This is a genomic window from Moorena sp. SIO4G3 (genome assembly GCF_010692305.1).
Lineage (GTDB): Bacteria > Cyanobacteriota > Cyanobacteriia > Cyanobacteriales > Coleofasciculaceae > Moorena > Moorena producens_A.
In genome coordinates, this window is the sequence record NZ_JAAHIG010000011.1 from 46,592 (window position 1) to 65,280 (window position 18,689).

The window sequence follows — 18,689 nt, forward strand, 5'->3', positions numbered from 1 at the left end:
GTTTAACCTTTACTACACCATGCGCTTGAGTTCCACAGCAGCTTGCTTAAGTTGCTCAGTACCCACTCTACTTTGAGTGATGCCAATAACAGTTTCTTTTGCCCCCTTGTTAACAGTGCTCATTGCTTGGAGGACTTGTTGAATGCCATCGACTTGCTGTTTGAGATTCAGAGAAATTTGTTGATTGTTTAACACCACATTGTTGACCGCATCTGCTACCCCAGTGAAGGCTTGAGCTGTTTTTTGAGCGATTTGCACTCCGGTCTTTACTGTCTTAGTTCCTTCATCCGTAACCATCACCGTTGAATTAATCTCGTTCTGGATTTGAGAAACTAAAACATTAATCTTTTGGGCAGATTGTTTACTCTGGTCTGCTAATTTACGAATCTCTGCAGCAACCACTGCAAAGCCTTTACCATGCTCTCCCGCACGCACCGCTTCTACTGATGCATTCAGTGCCAACATATTGGTTTGGTTAGCCAATTCAGAAACCAGCTCGGAGATGTCACCAATTTGATTGGTTTGCTGGCTCAGACGCATACTCTGTTGAGCGATCGCATCCACTTTCTCTTCCAAAGTAGACATGCCGTGGAGGGTTTCTCCCACCGCTTGGGTACCGTTCTGGGTGAGCTGAAGTGCCTGCTTTGCAGCAATAGCGGCAGCATCGGCTTGCTCAGCGGACTGTCGGCAAGACGCTTCCAGCTCATCCATGGTGATGGTGGTTTGATTCACCGAGGCAGCTTGTTGACCAGCAATGCGTTCTTGCTGTTCGAGGGTAGAAAACATTTCCTGACTAGAGGTGGAGATGCCATTAACCAGTTGCTTAATCAGATTCGCCAGTTGGCGTAACCTGACCATTGCCAGTGGCAGTACTGTGGCTATAGCAACCAAAATAATCAGGGTGGCCAGGATTTTAAAGGAGTTGACAGAGGCAAAAACTTCCCCCTTAGAAACGTGATTGATAACGAATAAGGGTTGCCGCTGCTCGCCATTCGGAACAACTTTATAGTAACTGATCAGCTTATTAGTTCCTTGGTCAATCAGTCCCTGTTCACCCCTGAGAATTTGCTGGGCAATGTGTTTCGGATAATCTTTTTTCAAGTTCTGATCCGTGTTGAGTTCAAAACCCCACTCCTTTTTGGGGTTGGGATGAGAGAGGTAGTAGCCATCTTTATTAACCAGTAATGCCTCTTCTCCCTTGACTGCTAATTCTGTATCTGCAATAAATTTTATGAATTCCTCGGCAAATACATTAGCGATCACAATTCCTCTTTGTACCCCAGCTGAATCAAAAATCGGTGTAGCGTACCGAATCACTGGTTTATAAGGCTGTTTAATCACACCATTTTCCCGATGCAGCTCCACGGGTGACACATAGATACTGCCAGGAGACAACTTAATTGTCTGACTAAAAAATGAACGCTTTGCTTTATTTTTTAGCTGGGTTTTGGGGATAACTATGATTTTAGTGCCATCGGAATCGACTCGCACCATTTCATTGCCTTTCTCGTCCAAATACCTCAGCTCCATATAATAGGGTTTCGCTTGCATCATCACAGCAAAGATGGTCTGCAACCGCTTAACCCAAGTATCGTAAGAAGAGTTATCTTGCTTATCTACTCCACCACCAGCTTTAGCTCGGATTATCCCTTGAATCGGGGGAACTTTGCTCAAAAACAGAACATCATCATTGATAGAATTTAAAAATGCCAGGATATTTCCGGCTTCGTCAGCTACCTCTTCCTCTAGCTCATTTTTAGCTAAGTTTGATAAGGCATCGCTAGAGGAAGAAATACTATACCATCCCACAACAGAGAGGGGAATAACACTACTTAAAAACAGCAGGAGCAGTATTTGATTCTGAAGTTTGCTGAAAAATTTTTGGGTAGATTTGGCAAACATAGCTGGTTACCTACAATTAGAGAATCCACAATAGAAAAGCCATTCCTCTTTAGGGGATGGGATAAGAGGCGAGGAAACTGATTGATTTAGCAATCTGTTGAGGCTACACTCATAGAATTCCCAACAAATATTGCCAAAGTCACAATGTCTGTTGTTTTTTGCCGCTTAAGCAGTCAGCTATAAGCAGTCAAATATAATTAGTCAGCTATAAGCACCTCAAGTAGCACCTCAAGTAGCACCTCAAGTAGCGCATTAGCTGTTCGCGCAGCGTGCGCGTAGCACATTAGCTTACTACTGGATCGGTTTCACGACATGAGTCAGACCACTAAATAAGGTTAGATTCTCACTCATCATTTGTGCTGTATTCTCGCTGTTAAATTGGTGTGCCTCTGTGCCATTTTCTGTGTATCTTGTCTCGCCAGCTTTCACAGCCGCCACATATTTCTGATCTGTAACGTTGTAGACTACATACTTGACCATTTTTCACCGGACCCTGAATTTTATTATTTTCAACGGAGCGACGGTTAAACACTTGTCACTCCACTACAGTTAGCTGTGATACCAAATCCGGCTTAAAAACCCTCTTTATAACAAAGTTTGTATAGCCGCAACTTCGTTCTCGTCTGAGTGCTTAGGCGGGAAATCATGGGCGGATTCGGTGTCAATAGCTACAAATAAGTAGATAACGCTGAATGATGAACAATAGATAATCACTGATGATTCATCATTCTTAATCCATTTTGCATCGGAAGCTGTTACTTGGGCGTAAATTGCTGGGAACTATAGATATGTAACTCCTGAGATTTATCCCTTAACCAGTACAGTTAACCAGTACAAATGATACTAATAAGACTGATTGAAGAATTAGAAAAATTAGGTAAACAGAGAACTATTGGAGAGCTAACTCTAAGCAACCATAGCGTCGTTTGGAAAGTTTACCTTGTCTATGGTCAATTGCTCTATGCCACCGATGGGGTTCATCCTGTGAGGCGCTTTTACAGAGCCTTAAAGTCCCATTGCCCTAACTATGTTGTTGAACTCTACGAGAAGTCGGACTATCAGCCCTGGGAATATCAGCTTCTAGAGCAAGGAATTAACCAAAAGCAACTTAGCCTAATCCAAGCAAAGTTAATGATTCGTTCCATTGTCCAAGAATGTTTTTTTGAACTAAGTGGCTACACAGACTTAAAAAACAACTGGCAACCGAGTCAAGAAAAAACATCGACTCTTGGCATGGGTTTAGCCTTGTCTTCCAGGGAAATCCAAACTGTTCTCGCTCAAGCAAACCAGAATTACCAAGAATGGCAAGCTGCTGATTTTGGTCACCTCAGCCCCAATCTCTCACCAGTTTTGAAACCTGGAACAGATCCTAAATTGCTCCCAGGTTTGAACAAGTATCTCAATGGTAAGTTAACCCTGTGGGATATTGCCTGGGAGCAAAAAACATCGGTGACAGAGGTGACTCGCTCTTTGCTCCCTTTGGTTGAGAAGAGTATGCTGGAATTCCAAAGAATTCCAGATTTAGCACTACCAACTGTCAAAGCGCCAGTCAAAGTCCCTGTCAACCCACCAGTCAAAGCCCCTGTCAATCCACCAGTCAAAGCCCCTGTCAATCCACCAGTCAAAGCCCCTGTCAATCCACCAGTTGTAAGAACGCCACCCCCATCAGAAACTCAACCGACCAAATCCGCCAAGAGACAGCCTTTAATCGCCTGTATTGATGATAGTCCTGTGTTGGCTCACAGTTTAAAAACAATCTTGATACCAGCCGGTTATCAAATGTTGAGTATTGAAGAACCGATGCGAGGTTTCTCCCAACTGATTGAACACAAACCTGATTTAATTTTGCTAGACCTGAATATGCCAAATGCAAATGGCTATAGCGTCTGTAAATTTTTGCGAGAATCCCCAGTTTTCAATAAGACCCCGATTATTATCCTGACAGCTCAGAATACCACAATTGACCGCGCCCGGGCTAGACTAGTCGGTGCAACTGATTTTTTAGGTAAGCCCCCAGATTCCCAAGAATTGCTACGAATAATTCATAAATATCTAATCAAAAGTTTAGAAAAGTCGGGAATCGGGAATCGGGAATCGGGACCTTTGGCTCAGGGAAGATAGAAAAAATTATGTATACCTCATTAGGAGAAAAACAGCTATGCCAATTTCAAATAAATATTGGTACCCACTAATCATTTATAGCACTACCCATTAAGATGTTTGACATTTCTAAACTCCGAAACCTAGTCCTAGCTTATTTTTGACTTCTGACTTTTAACTCTGGTTGACTGACAAAACTTATTGAGGTGCATATTGGTAAGTCAGTACCTTAAACTCTAGGCGATAGAGTCGTTTTTCCTGTTGCTTGCGTGATGCCTTATCTAGCTCTGGGTCGAGGTGGCTGATGAATCGAACTCGACGGATGAGTTGCCAGCCATTTTCATTTGGCAGTTCTGACCCATTTGCAGCCAATACGGAAATAACTGTTGCCTCGTGCGCCAATGAGTGTCAACCCATCGCCGTCTGCCAGTGTCAACAACTTCAACTCCAAGATCCGTAACATAAAGGGTAGCGACTGCCAGCAATATTCCAGAGACGTGATCAGGCACATACAGAACGCAGCTCAGATTTCTGGATATTCCAGCCATTGGACTGGTCATCCAAAAAAGCTTCCTCAATTGTTTTACCGTAAGCCGTATTCCTGAAAAGTCTGTAGAGTAGTCTTCTGATCACTTACAATCCCCCAGAACTCGACCTTGACATTGTTGCGACCAAAGATGATGTGAACCGGGCCGACGCCACTGCTGTTTGTGCAACTTGAACGGGTGTTAGCATAGGGCTTCACCTGGCTTGAAGTGAAAGTCTTGCAACTGAGACCAGCCTTTGCCCTGCCGCCAAATCCAGGCATTTTTCTTGAGGCGAATTCGGATTTGCCTTCCCCATTGGGCTGTTGCCGCTCTCATTAAATCTGCTTAGGGCTTAGCCCCGATCTGCCAGTAAGACAACCTTGACACCAAAAGGCAGCCGCTCAACTGCTTGCTGGAGCATCTCACGGTAATCAACAAATGAGACTGATGCACTTTTATACTCTATCACTCGCGCCTTCCACAGGCAAGGCACGACCTCGATACACTACTGCCAACCTGATCAGGCAATATTCATCCCAGAATAGAGAGGTGTAATGACTTAATATAGATACATTCCTATTTCCAGTCTTCTAAGGCTGCTTGAATTAACGGCTTGTACAACCGATGCACATTAATCGGGGCATTATCCAGCCAACGGCGTACCCGTCTTTGCTTACGCAAGGGCATACTGACCTCGACTTCGCAGGTAGGGAATCCAACGGGTCAGATTCACAACTGGTGTCTGTATCAAAGCCGCCACCATCCACAGGCAAGTCGTCAGATGGCCCTGATGGCTCCTTGGGCAGACTTGACCTAACCAGGTGTTCAAGGCATTGTAAAGTTGGGAGTTTTTTTCACAGCATTTCTAGAGTATGAGTGGTATCAACTCCATTGATTGCTGGCTCCCTTCAACTTTTGTCAATCCCTCTATCCTACTCCTGGCAAACTCTTGGGGCAATTGACTTCTAGTTTTTGTCAGTCAACCAGGTATAAAACCGCGCTTATTGCCGACTAGGTCTGATGGTCGGGGGGATTTATAGAAAATCATTCTATTAAAAACTCAAACTCCCGCCCAATCAGCATTATACTAATTATTTCATAACATTTTTACACAGCAAGTTCGGTAGAGCCGTTTTTTCGTTCACTTTCTCCCAATAATCCCCCGCTGGTAGTGCCTAAACTCTTTTCTTTGAGCTTTTGTGTGAAAGATATCATCAAAACGCTTGCACCATCTCAAGGGAGCATGGAGGCATTGCTGTGGAAACAGTTTCTTTCATGGGATTGGAGGGAAAAGTAACCAACCTACAAAACTTACCCTATATAGCATAGCACTATTTATGCTTTGAATTATCGCTAAAGTCCCACTAGAAGAAAATAGCTGCCCTGATTATGAAAGAAGCGATAAGTTTGATTGCTAGCTATCTGTATAGAAAAAACTTCTAGCAGTTGTCAGTTAAGAAGTTTGAGTTTTTTCTCTACTGCAAAACTCGGTGAGGTGTGTGGAGATTGCGATCGCGCCAAAACAACAAACCCCCAGGTGTTACCTATGGGGGTTTTCAAACTTTAAAATACTAAAGTTGAGCCTAGTTTCTCATCGTTTCTAATATCCACCTTTTTTTTGCCCACCTGTTTACCATTGACATTCAGGTTGATGGTTATTTGCAGTCCTATTGTCGGACATTTGATTAGTACTGAGAGTCTGAAATACTTGCAATTTTTGATTTGGTGTTCCGTTCCACCGTGTTTGTAAGTCATTGTAAGCAGGGTTTGGAACGTAAAATTGACGACATTTAAAAGCCGGTGTATCAAAATTATCACGTGGATCGTTGGTTCGTTGTGATGGTCCGACCACAAGATTTCCTTGCATCCAAGCAAATAATTCAGAAACAGTTTCTTTTGCAGACGATTCGCCTTTGAAGTACCCTTCTACCAGTTCCTCTACATTTTTATATTCCCCGAGATTTGCCTGATTTATACTGTTATAGCTGTTTAGAAAATTAGTTAGCTTTTGTTGGGTATTGTATTCTTGTTGACCAAAATTTTTTAACTCTTGCCAAGGGATCATGTGATGTCTTGTTTGTCCTGTTTGCAGTGAATAAGGATACGTAGCATTCCAAGGATAACTAGGTCGAGCAGCCAATGCTGTTTCTGATAATTGAGACAGAGTAATTAGAATTACCACGGTTAAAACGAGTAGTTTTTTCATTTATGTATCCTCAAAATTTCAAGGTTACGCGATGCGCAGTTTTTCCACAGAATAATCAGGGGGTTTGGGTCTTTCGCTGAAAATATGATTCTCAAAACTCCGTAAATCTCCTGACTTGGAAAAAGTTGCATATGGCGTTTTAAACCTACAGTCTAACACAACCCATATTCCCTCAACACAGCCAACTCCTCCACAGTTAGCTCGGCCTTACTGGCTAGATGACGAAACAAACCTACGACCTCCCAAAGTGATCGCTCCGGCAAACCCCCCAACCAGGGCTATTTCATTCTAATTGAGGAACTGATCTGATATTGAAGCCGTCTATGATAGCGATCTTTAGATGTCTCAACCTGCCATTGTCGCAGCCAAAGCCTACCTACCAGATAGTCGGCGCACTGCTTCGGCAGCGCCATAGTCAAGCCCAATGCCACCGCATTATTCACCCTGGCAGTTGCGGCGGGCAATCGAGGGTTTCTTGCCATTGGGGATTGGTTGAAAGCCTCAATACGATCAATTGGTTGCTTTATTTTCACCTCCCTTTAGGACGCAAACCCGTCCTACAGCAAGATTCGACGGACGTTGCTACGGGTGGAATATCCGATGTATTCTGCCTGTTTATCTCGGTTTTTTGGGGTTCAACCCGGAGACGAAACCTTAGAATAAGGCAGCCTTTATGGTTGGGAGGCTTGGCTGAAAGGGTTAAAACTTTGAGGCGCGACCCATGGCGAATTTAATTACGGGTCAAGCGCGCCTCCATGATTAAGGCTGCCTTATTCTTGCGGTAACTTCTGACCCTGCCAGGATTAACCATTGCCACCGATGGGCAAAGTGCTACGGGGGTCTTATGAAGCGATCAGCGATGACCCACAGGTGGATTATCCCATACGCCATTATGCTGGTTACCGCTTACATTGTGGAACTTCGACTGATTCTGTGTCCCTTGATGGTGGATTCAAAGACGAATGAAATTACCGCCTTACCAGCATTTATCCAACAGATGGCTCTTTTGAATGTGGTGTTTGCCTTTGATGCCATCAGCACCCAAAAAAACGGTAATGGTCATCCTCGAGAGCGGGAACGATTACCAAGGGAGCACTCAAAGGAAACCAATCGAGGTTACTGAGTGCTGTCAAAGCGTTCCTTTCAAGCCCAACAGACCGTTTTGCAGATCAATTTGGGGCATGGTCGGATTGAAAAACGCACCGTCAGTAAAGCGTGATCAACTTGACGGTATACTTGATTTTCCCACGACTGAGCACCCTGATTCGAGTGGAGTGGTGAACGTCGAATCTATCGGGCTTTTCTGATTGAAGTTTCCCACGAAACTCGCGCTCTTTGTTGCCTCATTTATCGATACGGCTGACGCTTTTGCCAAACGGATTCGAGGCTATTGGGGAGTGGAGAACAAAGTGCATTATGTCCGTATCGGTAACTCAAGGGGAAGATGCTTCACGGATTCGTACCCCACCTAGGCGTACAAATTTGGGCACTGGCACGCAACTTTGCCTCTGAATTTAGATCGGGACAATGGTTTTCAAAATATGGCTCAAGCCCAGCGTCGGGCTGGTTAATGCCTTAACACACTCAAAAACCTATTTAGAATGAAATAGCCCTGACAGGTAGACACATGTCAAACAGATATAGTGACCTCTGGAGAAGTCAAAAGTGGAAGCAACTCCGCCGGAACCTTTTCCGCCTACAAAAGAGAGTATATAAAGCGGTTCAAGCTGGCGACCTGAGAAAAGCTAGGTCTCTACAGAAACTGATTCTAAAATCCCGCCCGGCGCAATTGCTGGCTATCAGACAGGTGACCCAATTAAATCAGGGTAAGAAGACAGCCGGTATAGACGGCAAAACAGCCCTCAAATACCGGGAGCGATTTGAGCTACTGGAAATGCTAGTGTCTAGTGCGGAAAATTGGACGCACCAAGGACTCAGAGAAATCCCAATTCCTAAGAAAAACGGAGGCACGAGAATACTGAAAGTATCTACAATCGCCAACAGAGCATGGCAATGTCTAGTAAAATTTGCCCTTGAACCCGCGCACGAAGCGACCTTCCAAATTGTTCAATCGCTTCGTAGAACCAATCAGCGTATAAACCTCTGTCTGTAGTGACAATCACCAACCAGTCGGTTCGCGTAGCGTGGCCGAAAGGCCAAGGAACATCCTCTTGAAGAGAATCTAAGAGTTTGAGCCAGTAGGGTTTCCAACTGCCTTTTTCGTTTGCTCTCACTATTTTCCCTCGCTACAGGAATTCCACAACCTCGATCAACCACACTAATAACTAATAAAGTAAAACGCGCTACCAATGTGGAAGCATCCGCAGCTAAGACTAAACTTTTTTCCTCTGATGAGCACCAACTTAATATAAGCGCGTAACAACGGGACAAAGCTATGTTCGACCTGGATTTCTCTACGCTTTCTTCCGTTTTTATCGACTTTACTATTATACCACTGCCTTAATCTTTCTCGAATTGTGTTCTCTGGTTGCTCTAGAATTTCCCCCAAAAACACAACCGCAGTAGATAAACCACTGCGGATGAGTCATCGCAATAGCAAAGCTCCACATTCCTAATACTACTGCTTGTTGTTTGCTTAAATGAGGCATTTTTTTGATGACCACCCTTAACCATTGTTGATAAGTAATTGGACGATTTTTGTTCACTGTGATTGGTGTCACGCGGGTTTAATGTACAATAGTTATTTTACTGTTATGGAACACATTTGATAAATTCCTTGTTTCTGACTACTATTTAATGTCATTTGCTCCGCGCCGGGCGCGGGTACGTCATGGTGGCACCAGTACAAAAAAACGCGGGTAACGTTCGTGTAGAAAAGAAATTTCAGTACTCCAACAGTCGCTCTGTGTGACTATCCCCGAAGTTCTTTTGTCAATAGTTACCTACCAAAACCAATTTCTTGTGTCTCAGCCATCGCCCCGTCAGGGGATAGCCATCAAGCAGAAGTAGTCACTTAATGATTTTTATTGAATACTCAAATCCTTCCTGGGGTTTGGGTTTCAAAATGTATTTCTGTTGAGTAATACCTAGGCGAATGCCGAAATCTAAAAAACATACCCTTGAAAGGCTTCAGAGTAGGAGTAACTAAGTTGAGTGTAGCTGATAAGTATGATCAAGCTTATATGTTGGATTACAAGAGGTCTAATGATTAATAACTAACCCACCATTCAGTAAAATTTGTTGCAAATTCAGAATACTCATTATTTTTTCCTGATAGGGAGCTACTCCCTGAATGTATTCATATTGACCTGAATTGATCCCAGTTGGCACTGCTTTTATTTCCTGTGGATTCAGGAAAATTACATCACATACCTCTTCCATGGTTATACCAGCAACGATATCCTCAAGCTTTACAACCATTGCTTGAGAACTATCAATTCTCTCCATCAGCGGTAGATTTAATACTCCGCGAATATCAACTAACGTAAGAATCTCCCCTCGTAGGTTCATATTCCCAATGATATGGGCTGGACAGCAGGGAATAGGAGTGACTTTGCAAATAGGGGTAAACTCCCTCACCATTTTTAAATCAATGCCAAATAATTCACCATGTAAAATAATTATCGCTAGGGGAATTAAATCCTTTACATCTTGACTGTCTTCCGACTGCCTTAGCTGATCAGCTCGTTTACGAAAAACGTCTCGTTCTGACCGAGTAGCATTTGGGCAAAATACAGGCTTTTGGACTAATAACAATTCAGATTCATGGTGATTATTATCCTGAATTTCTTTTTCCAGGGAGTCTTCAACGGAGGCAAGCTTTTGTGTCTCTACATACTGGAGTAAACTCTCTGGATTACTCAGAATTAAAATATCTTCTCCACTCCTGGCAATACCAGCGATGAATTTTTTTTCCTCAATTCTTGCCCAGTCTCGACCATGATAAAGTTCAGTGCTAATTTCCGACGGGGATATATGTCTTACTTCATAGACTTCATTAACAATGATGCCTACTCGTACCTTTTCCGATTTTAAAACTACTACACTATCTGTTAAGCGATAGCCTGGTGATTGATAATTAAAGCTGAGATTAAGATCCATGACTGGCAAAATCTCTCCCCGGAGATTAATCACACCAACGAGATCAGGATCTGCTTCTGGAATCGGTGTCAACTCTGGCAGAAAAAAAATCTCTTCTACGTAAACAGTGCTGACGCCATAAAGGCAGTTATTTAAGCTAAAGGTTAGATAGTGACACTCTTTCATTTTCTGGCTCTATTGACTAAATATTAAATATCAATGATCAATTTAAAATAAACTAATTTACCGGATTCATTGTATATAGCAATCCCTCTAGTAATTGTGATAATTATTGTTTCCTGTTCCCGGTTCTCTGTTCCCTGTTCCCTGTTCCCTGCTCCCTGCTCCCTTTGCTATAGTTAATAATCGTTTAATTCTGTTTCCATTTTGATTATTAGTTCAGCAGCCGTCAGATTATCATAGTCTTTTATTATAGTTTTGGGAGATAATTGCTTGAGGATATTAATAACTGCTTGCTTCATTTTTCTGGTTTGTTTTTGATTTCTTTCCTTCTGATAAATATGGCTCAGATATAAGTAAGGCTTAATAGAAGAGGGTTCAAGATAAATAATTTTTTTAAAAATCCGTTTGGCTTCTACTAGATTTCCTTGCTCTTCAGCAATTTGTGCTAACAAGTAATAGGTATTAACAGAAAGGTAATCTATATCTAAAGCTTTTTTACAATAGTTAATTGCTTCTTCATATTTACCGATATTGGCGTGAATTTGAGCCATCAGGTAATAAGCCTGAAAATTATTAGGATGTATTTTTAGCAAGTTTTTTAATTGTTTAATGGCTAAATCATAAGCCTCTTTTTGTAAAAGTATTTCTACTTCTATGATCACCTCCTGAGCAGTTTTTTGTAACTTTGTATTTTCTTGAGACTTGATTAGGTTGATAGGGGTATCATCAACCGACCATATATCTCTTGCAACATTAGTTTTTTGTGTATTACTAAATTCTGCTGTTATCGGTTGCCGTTCCGAAGGTGGTGACTTCTGCAAGACCTCTAATGATAAGTTTTTTACTTGAGGAGACTTTTCCTCACTGCTGAGGGATACCAGAGGAGGTGTTTTAAGGATTAAATTATCGGCTCTACGTTGATAGACTAGGGATTCTGGAAATACTTTTGTCTGAAACTTGCTTAAATTATGACCATATAGTTCAGCATGACCTGTGAGGAGATATCCTAAGGGTTTGAGGGTATCATAAAATTTCTCTAAAACTTTGGCTTTAGCTGAATCTTCAAAGTAAATGAAAACATTACGGCAAATAAGTAAATCAAGGTCTTTTAGATCATAGTTTTGCTTATTAAATGAATCTTTGACTAAATTAACCGTTTTAAACGTGACCATTTTTTTGATACGATTATCGATGTGATAGGAATTGTTAATGATCCGAAAATAGTCACGCTTTATGTCTGGATGGATATTTCTAAATGACCAAGAACTGTAAATTCCTTTTTTTGCAGTTTCTAGGGCATAGTTATTAATGTCTATCCCAAAAATTTTAACCTTCCATTTTTCTAAGTCAGGAATAATTTTATGGAGTAGAATGGCCAGAGAATAAGGTTCTTCTCCAGTTGAACATCCTGCACTACAAATCCGAATTATTTTATGGTTATTTTGCTGTTCAATTATTTCTGGTATAATGTCATATTTTAACGTTTTAAACTGGCCTTTGTCTCGCCAAAAATACGTTTCAGTATTAGTAATTAATATAACCAGCTTTTGCCATTCTTGATTACTTTCTATAGTGGGAGATCTTAAGAGTTGATAGTAACTTTCTGGGGAACCAAATTTGAGAAATTTCATTCTCACAAGGATGGTTTCAATTAAATTGTCTTGGTCTGCTTCTTTAATAACTAATCCTGTCTGCTTGGCAATTAATCGAAGAAAAGCTTGTTTTAACTCAACACTTAACGATTCTGTGTTTGACACGTTAATCCTGATTGACTGACAAATCCAATGTGGTTACAGTTATATAGTTCCCAGTCAATTTGCCCAAGTAACACTAATTTAACAACCTATTGCTACCTATTAATTGAAGTCCTTATGTTCGGTTGTTCGCCTTTGGCGAACAACCTGCTAACCTTCAACCTGCTAACCTTGGCCAATAGGCCACGCTACGCGAACAACCTGCTAACCTGGTAACCTGCTAACCTGGTAACCTGCTAACCTTGGCCAATAGGCCACGCTACGCGAACAACCTGCTAACCTGGTAACCTGCTAACCTTGGCCAATAGGCCACGCTACGCGAACAACCTGCTAACCTTCAACCTCTAACCTTAAACCTGTTAACCTTAAACCTGCTAACCTGATCGAGTGATTATGTCAATCCTGGTAAGTCCAAATTTGCCACGACTTTTGCAATGGCATCCCGACTGGCTTCGGCACCAAACCCCCAAGCCAGGAGGACTCCATAGTCACCCCAGAGGTTAGCGCCAAAGGTGGATTTATAGGTGTATAGCTCAATGAAGCCACTACCAGCAAGCAGGACGATTGCGATCGCATAACTGATTGCAGAGAAAATCCAAAGGCGAATTTTTGCTAGTCTTGGCTCTTGGATAACTATCCGTGGTGTATCGATCCCTGGTGCTCTCTGCAATAAATCAGGTTGGCTGATCAGGAAGCCTAACTTAGTGGAGTTAGGTGGTATTTGTTTGACTAGTAGAGTGATCGCTTTTTCGATTTGACCATTCAACTCCTGAGCAGCTTTTTTATCGGTAGGTTCGAGATTATTCAACTTATTGCGCAAATTCTTTTCCTGACGTTGCCAAGTCTGTAACTCTTGTGTTGATATTGTGGTTTCCACCAGCAGGTTGTCCAAGTCGCTGAGTTTAGCATCCAGTTGCAGGTATTGATTAATCTGTTTTGCCAACTCATCTAACTGCTCATACAAGTCTTGAGGATTTTGCTCAGGTGCCTCTCGGATTGCCTGTTGCAAATTACGGCGTACTGACTGTAGATAACGGGGGTCAAGATCCGGAGTGCTGGGTATTTTTTCTTCCAGGGTCTGAGCATAATTCAGGAGTGCTAGCCAGTCCTCACGACCTTTGCGCCATTTCAGCCACACTGACTCGGCTTGGGTAATTGCCTGATTACCATCGTTCCAACGTTCCCCCTGCAAAGCCATCTCGACATCTAGCAGATGGCCTTCAATTCGGGTCTTGAAGGGATTTGGTATAGAGTCGAATTGATCGGCTAGTGATGTATTAGCTAACTGGGGGTCACTGCGTAGTTGGGTACGCAATTGACCAACCCGCACCAGAATTTTGTCCCGTAGTTTCCCTCGGCTACGGTAGCCGGACACAGCTATGCTCAATATAACCCCAATGGATATGATTACCAGAGGTATGGGGAAGGGGTCTTTAATTCGGACTGTTAATGGTACGCTTAGTTCAGTTTCTGAGAACTTAATCAGTAATTCACCACTAAATTCTCCACTTTTGGGGGCATTGTTTAATTGAAACTCGATCGGGAGAGATAGGATACTATTGTCCTCAATCTCCTCGACTGATAAAGTAGGCTGAATCAAGTTGGCGGGGAAAATTTCTTGGCCATCCTGAGTATTCAGGTCTAGGGAGATTATTTGTAAATCCTTAACGGCGTTAGTCGTGCGCAAGAGTAAGCTGCGGGTGGTACTAGAACCCCTGGTACCTGCCACAGTCATACTTTTAGGGGTGATCGTGAGATCAGCTTGGGCAAGGGCTGGTGGGGCCGATAGGAGTATTAAAATTGGGATTATTAAAGCAATTAGAGCCCGTTTAGCCCATTTTAGGTGTTTAATCATACCTGTATTAGTCAAGTGTGACCTCCGATTGTTGATCTGGTACTAAAGCTTAATTTGACATCTCCGCGCTTTAAAAAACGGGGATTCTACAAGGTTGTTACGTGGCGGGTTGAAACCGTGCCACTATCGGCTTTCGCCGACGCTTTCGGCTTTCGCCGACGCTACGCGAACGCGAACACTTCTTGTGCGATATGATTTACTCAGTGAGGTGAACAGATCATATCGCTTTGGGAGTGCCAAAGCTCCCCTACCCACCTTGGTCAGGTTTAGACCTAACTGTGTGGCTACTTTTCGGGCTATGTTTGCAGCGCCGTTACAGTCTGCATTGATCAGCCATCCTTCAGAAGTTTTATACAGTCCACGCTTAACCCGTTTGCCCGACGGTATCCATCCTTTGGGTTTTTCACCATGTTTTGGGAGGCTGTCGTCGTCAAGGTAAGACGCTTTACTCGTGTACGCTTCCTCGGTAATTGTTAATTTAATCCCGTACTCATAGCAAAGTTGTTTTAACCGTTCGATCAATCTTCCGGTGGGGATAACTGCGAAGTTCTGATTACCACGCTTGCCCATATTGGAACGATTCTTCTGCCCTTCGTTCCAACCAATTACCAGATTCCCAATGCAATCATTCAAACAGCGATTAATAATCAACCTAGCTGCTTTATTGATCGCATCTCTGATTTGGTTGTTGCGTTTCCGTTGTACCCGGTCAAGGTTAGAATCCCAGTAAAACTCTGGCTTGCCCTGTTTGTACTTGGCTACCAGACGACAATAACCTTGGTTCATTGACTTAAGCTTACGACCATCAATAATCAAGCTTTTCCCACAGGTTGAAACTCCAGTCAACCAGTTGGTTCCACCGTGATCAAAGCTCCAGGCTTGAGTGTAGTCAAGGTTTGGGTTGCTAGCAATCGCTTCTTTCCCGTTGTCGATCACCCAATCAATCCATAGCTCTCCTAAATACGGGCGAACAGTAACCTCTTTCACCCAGTCGGGATCTATAAAATCTGGTGGTTCTAATGCGATTTCAGTTATTAAATGAGGCTTAGTTTCTTTGCTTATTGACGGATAAAACAAGCCTTTTTTGTAGTTGAGTGCTTGTCGGGGAAAAGTTACAGCAGCCAATCCCCCTTTTTTTCTGTACCTAAGCAGTCTTGGTCTGTCAACTTTGCCCTTGTAATAAAGACTTACTAATTGGTTGTAACTGGCAATGGACTCACCTACTGTCTTTAGGGTCTGTTGAGCCGACTGGGCAGCCATTGCTTTGTAATGGGGAGTTAACTTTAAAGTTTTATCTAGTTCTGGGTACTTTGTACTGCACTTATAGGTCTTCCCGCCATACCTAAGCTCATCATCCTTCCAGTAAGTAGTGAATGATTCTTCTTGCTGTTCAAGCCAACTGTAGTGTTTTTGTTTGGTGTAATAAATTGCACAATTAATCAAGCTATTTGCTTGCTCACACTGAAAGACCCAAAAAGCTTTATCTTCATCAGTAAATGACGCTTTAACTGGAATTGTTCTATACAACTTTCTATCACCTCCTATCCTTTATTATAGACACGGCGGGTTAAAACCCGTCGTGTCCGTTTCATCCCCTCCTTAAAAGAGAGGGGTTCTCACGTTCCCGGATATTTGGATAGACCCAGCATTGAGAGGAAAATTGGTCATGGTAGGTGACAATAGGCATGCTAGCAATAGGCAATAGGTAGGCAATAGGCAATAGGTAGGCAATAGGCATGCTAGCAATAGGCAATAGGTAGGCAATAGGCATGCTAGCAATAGGCAATAGGGGATTTGAGGAATGATTAATCAATTATATAGCGTTTATCCTCATGATGCCCTAGATTCAATACCTTGTAAGCCTTGTGCAGAAACACTTTGACCACGCTACCTCCCGACTCCCGACTCCCTCGGTGCGCTTTCCGTAGGCGAATTAAATTCGCCACGGGTCGCACCGCTCCCGACTCCCGACTCCCTAAAACCCAAAACGAAAGTCCCTCATCCGATTCATAACTGCTACAATAGTAAGGTTGTGTTCTGCGATATTGGAATTGATTGAGCGCTACACCCTACCCGAGATGGGGGAATTGTGGACAGACACCTACAAGCTCAAAACCTGGCTTCAGGTGGAAATAGCTGTTTGTGAAGCACAAGCGGAACTGGGTAAGATTCCTGGTGAAGCAGTAGAGGAAATTAAGGCAAAGGCGAATTTTGACCTCAAGCGGGTGCAAGAGATTGAGCAAGAAGTCCGCCATGACATGATTGCCTTTCTGACTAATGTGAATGAGTATGTAGGGGATGTGGGACGCTACATTCACTTAGGCTTGACTAGTTCGGATGTTTTAGACACTGCCTTGGCACTGCAACTGGTTGCTAGTCTAAATATTATCCTCGAACATATCGAGAAGCTTGCTCAAGCAATTCGCTACCAGGCACAACAACATCGCTACACGGTGATGATTGGTCGTTCTCATGGAATTCATGCTGAACCAATTACTTTTGGTTTTAAGCTGGCCGGTTGGTTAGCAGAAGTTTGCCGCCATCGCGATCGCTTAGTGGCTCTGCGTGAAAACATATCTGTGGGCAAGATTTCTGGTGCTGTGGGAACCTATGCGAATATTGACCCTCAAGTGGAAGCGATCGCATGTCGAAACCTGTCACTGCAACCTGATACTGCTTCAACCCAAATTATTTCTCGCGATCGCCATGGTGAGTTTGTCCAGCAGTTAGCTCTGTTAGGGGCAACCATTGAACGGTTTGCTGTCGAAATTCGCAATCTCCAAAAAACCGATGTCCTAGAAGTAGAAGAATTCTTTTCTAAAGGACAGAAAGGTTCTTCTGCTATGCCACACAAACGTAATCCAATTCGTTCTGAACGGCTAAGCGGGATGGCACGAATCCTGCGGGGTCATGCGGTAGCTGCTTTAGAAAATGTTGCCCTATGGCATGAGCGGGATATTTCTCATTCTTCTGTAGAACGAGTCATTCTGCCAGATGTGTGTATTTTAACTCACTTCATGTTAGTGGAAATCACAGATTTAGTGAAACACTTGTTGGTTTATCCAGAAAACATGAAGCGGAATATGAATGTTTATGGCGGTGTAGTCTTTAGCCAAAAGGTGTTGTTAGCCTTAGTAGAAAAGGGCATGAATCGGGAAGATGCCTACAGTATTGTTCAGTCTTGTGCCCATCAAGCCTGGAATCAACCTGAGGGAGACTTCTACAATTTGATTACTAAGGATCCTGATGTTACGAGTAAGCTAACCCCTTCTGAAATAGAGGAATGTTTTAATCCCGAGCAGCATTTGCAACATTTGGACGAGGTTTATCAACGGTTGGGAATCTAGCTGTTATTTATAGCAGTTCTCAGAGGTTGTCTGAGAAGTCTCATTTGCTACATTCAAGCCCCCTAAATCCCCCGAGCGAGCAATCCCTCGCTCGGGGGACTTTTAGCAATAAATGGATTCTTGTTCCCCCCAGAATTGGGGGGCTAGGGGGGCAAAACCATACCCAGAATCAGCAACGCCATATAGTTAGTCTTTGCCCTGAATAGGAGTAGAGTGGGCATCCTGCCCGCCCGGAAATATATTGAAACTGGCAAGATGCCAGTTCCACTCCCGATTCCCGATTCCCGATTCCCGATTCCCGATTCCCGATTCTAAATTCTTAATTCTTAATTCTTAATTCTTAATTACCAAAAAAAATAGCCGTAGAAATACTATCCACGGCTATTTCAATCACATATGTCAGAAATTTCCGAAACCCAAGGCCGGGGGGAAACCCCCCCAGAATTTTAAGGTGTTATGGCAACAACCAATACTTGGTCATAGTAGTAATTACTTCTCCTGGAATCTCAGTCGGTTCTAGAGGAGTCCACTCAGCTATTTCTGCATAACCTAGGGAATACAGCATATGCATACTATTGATTACTGATTCACGAGGTCCTTTGAGAGTGTGCTGAGTGGGTTTTTTCTTGAAATTGCGAGTAAATTTGTCTGACATTGTGAAAAAGTTCAACTTGGTTTATATATATAATAATAATGATTATATTTTTGTTTGTCAAGGGTTTTTAAAAGTTTTTTTTGGGGTTTTAGAGTTCGTTAAAGAAAGTTATTGCATAG

General features: G+C 42.8%; 18 protein-coding genes and 2 pseudogenes. 5 read left to right on the top strand and 15 right to left on the bottom strand.

Annotated elements, in window-relative coordinates:
• Window positions 1-12: 12 nt before the first annotated feature.
• Window positions 13-1,902: a methyl-accepting chemotaxis protein gene (locus tag F6J99_RS03690; RefSeq protein ID WP_293111753.1), complete on the bottom strand. Its 1,890-nt coding sequence runs from the start codon at window positions 1,900-1,902 to the stop codon at window positions 13-15.
• A gap of 291 nt (window positions 1,903-2,193) precedes the next feature.
• Window positions 2,194-2,382 carry a hypothetical protein gene (locus F6J99_RS03695; protein WP_070394244.1) on the bottom strand — a complete coding sequence of 63 codons (189 nt, stop codon included), beginning with the start codon at window positions 2,380-2,382 and terminating at the stop codon, window positions 2,194-2,196.
• A gap of 357 nt (window positions 2,383-2,739) precedes the next feature.
• Between F6J99_RS03695 and F6J99_RS03700 the strand changes: the two genes are divergently transcribed.
• Window positions 2,740-4,023, top strand: coding sequence for a response regulator (locus F6J99_RS03700; RefSeq protein ID WP_293111754.1), 1,284 nt, complete (start codon window positions 2,740-2,742; stop codon window positions 4,021-4,023).
• Window positions 4,024-4,283: 260 nt separating this feature from the next.
• Here the strand turns inward: F6J99_RS03700 and F6J99_RS03705 are convergent, their stop codons facing one another.
• The 6 genes and pseudogenes from F6J99_RS03705 to F6J99_RS03730 form a co-directional block, all read right to left on the bottom strand.
• Window positions 4,284-4,562, bottom strand: coding sequence for a hypothetical protein (locus F6J99_RS03705; protein WP_293111755.1), 279 nt, complete (start codon window positions 4,560-4,562; stop codon window positions 4,284-4,286).
• Between the two features lie 168 nt (window positions 4,563-4,730).
• Complete coding sequence (locus F6J99_RS03710; RefSeq protein WP_293111756.1) at window positions 4,731-4,865, bottom strand: hypothetical protein; 135 nt, start codon at window positions 4,863-4,865, stop codon at window positions 4,731-4,733.
• 16 nt (window positions 4,866-4,881) lie between these two features.
• Window positions 4,882-5,022 carry a hypothetical protein gene (locus tag F6J99_RS03715; protein WP_293111757.1) on the bottom strand — a complete coding sequence of 47 codons (141 nt, stop codon included), beginning with the start codon at window positions 5,020-5,022 and terminating at the stop codon, window positions 4,882-4,884.
• Window positions 5,023-5,660: 638 nt separating this feature from the next.
• Window positions 5,661-5,806, bottom strand: a pseudogene (locus F6J99_RS03720) (IS701 family transposase); the annotation flags it as partial.
• A 353-nt stretch (window positions 5,807-6,159) separates the two neighbouring features.
• A complete protein-coding gene (locus F6J99_RS03725; protein ID WP_293111758.1) occupies window positions 6,160-6,735 on the bottom strand; it encodes a hypothetical protein in 576 nt (191 codons plus the stop codon).
• Between the two features lie 278 nt (window positions 6,736-7,013).
• Window positions 7,014-7,268, bottom strand: coding sequence for a hypothetical protein (locus F6J99_RS03730; protein ID WP_293111759.1), 255 nt, complete (start codon window positions 7,266-7,268; stop codon window positions 7,014-7,016).
• A gap of 311 nt (window positions 7,269-7,579) precedes the next feature.
• Between F6J99_RS03730 and F6J99_RS03735 the strand changes: the two genes are divergently transcribed.
• Together F6J99_RS03735 and F6J99_RS45395 are read left to right on the top strand one after the other, a co-directional pair.
• Window positions 7,580-7,858 (top strand): hypothetical protein, encoded by a 279-nt coding sequence (locus tag F6J99_RS03735; RefSeq protein ID WP_293111760.1) that lies wholly within the window; start codon window positions 7,580-7,582, stop codon window positions 7,856-7,858.
• A 504-nt stretch (window positions 7,859-8,362) separates the two neighbouring features.
• A pseudogene (locus tag F6J99_RS45395) lies at window positions 8,363-8,620 on the top strand (reverse transcriptase N-terminal domain-containing protein); the annotation flags it as partial.
• A gap of 103 nt (window positions 8,621-8,723) precedes the next feature.
• Here F6J99_RS45395 and F6J99_RS03745 read toward each other — a convergent pair.
• The 6 genes from F6J99_RS03745 to F6J99_RS03770 form a co-directional block, all read right to left on the bottom strand.
• A complete protein-coding gene (locus F6J99_RS03745) occupies window positions 8,724-8,969 on the bottom strand; it encodes a hypothetical protein (RefSeq protein ID WP_293111807.1) in 246 nt (81 codons plus the stop codon).
• Window positions 8,970-9,182: 213 nt separating this feature from the next.
• Window positions 9,183-9,401: a hypothetical protein gene (locus F6J99_RS03750; RefSeq protein ID WP_293111761.1), complete on the bottom strand. Its 219-nt coding sequence runs from the start codon at window positions 9,399-9,401 to the stop codon at window positions 9,183-9,185.
• A 496-nt stretch (window positions 9,402-9,897) separates the two neighbouring features.
• Entirely contained in the window at window positions 9,898-10,962 is a 1,065-nt protein-coding gene (locus F6J99_RS03755; protein ID WP_293111762.1) for a chemotaxis protein CheW, read from the bottom strand.
• Window positions 10,963-11,135: 173 nt separating this feature from the next.
• Window positions 11,136-12,716 carry a CheR family methyltransferase gene (locus F6J99_RS03760; RefSeq protein WP_293111763.1) on the bottom strand — a complete coding sequence of 527 codons (1,581 nt, stop codon included), beginning with the start codon at window positions 12,714-12,716 and terminating at the stop codon, window positions 11,136-11,138.
• A gap of 388 nt (window positions 12,717-13,104) precedes the next feature.
• The gene (locus tag F6J99_RS03765) at window positions 13,105-14,583 is read right to left on the bottom strand and encodes a hypothetical protein (protein WP_293111764.1); all 1,479 of its coding nucleotides are present in this window, start codon (window positions 14,581-14,583) and stop codon (window positions 13,105-13,107) included.
• Window positions 14,584-14,691: 108 nt separating this feature from the next.
• The gene (locus F6J99_RS03770; RefSeq protein ID WP_293111765.1) at window positions 14,692-16,095 is read right to left on the bottom strand and encodes a transposase; all 1,404 of its coding nucleotides are present in this window, start codon (window positions 16,093-16,095) and stop codon (window positions 14,692-14,694) included.
• 351 nt (window positions 16,096-16,446) lie between these two features.
• Here F6J99_RS03770 and F6J99_RS03775 point away from each other — a divergent pair, with 351 nt between their 5' ends.
• The gene (locus tag F6J99_RS03775) at window positions 16,447-16,581 is read left to right on the top strand and encodes a hypothetical protein (RefSeq protein ID WP_267876340.1); all 135 of its coding nucleotides are present in this window, start codon (window positions 16,447-16,449) and stop codon (window positions 16,579-16,581) included.
• A 38-nt stretch (window positions 16,582-16,619) separates the two neighbouring features.
• Window positions 16,620-17,915: an adenylosuccinate lyase gene (gene purB / locus F6J99_RS03780; protein WP_293111802.1), complete on the top strand. Its 1,296-nt coding sequence runs from the start codon at window positions 16,620-16,622 to the stop codon at window positions 17,913-17,915.
• A gap of 454 nt (window positions 17,916-18,369) precedes the next feature.
• Here purB and F6J99_RS03785 read toward each other — a convergent pair whose 3' ends face one another.
• The gene (locus tag F6J99_RS03785) at window positions 18,370-18,570 is read right to left on the bottom strand and encodes a hypothetical protein (RefSeq protein WP_293082906.1); all 201 of its coding nucleotides are present in this window, start codon (window positions 18,568-18,570) and stop codon (window positions 18,370-18,372) included.
• Window positions 18,571-18,689: the final 119 nt, after the last annotated feature.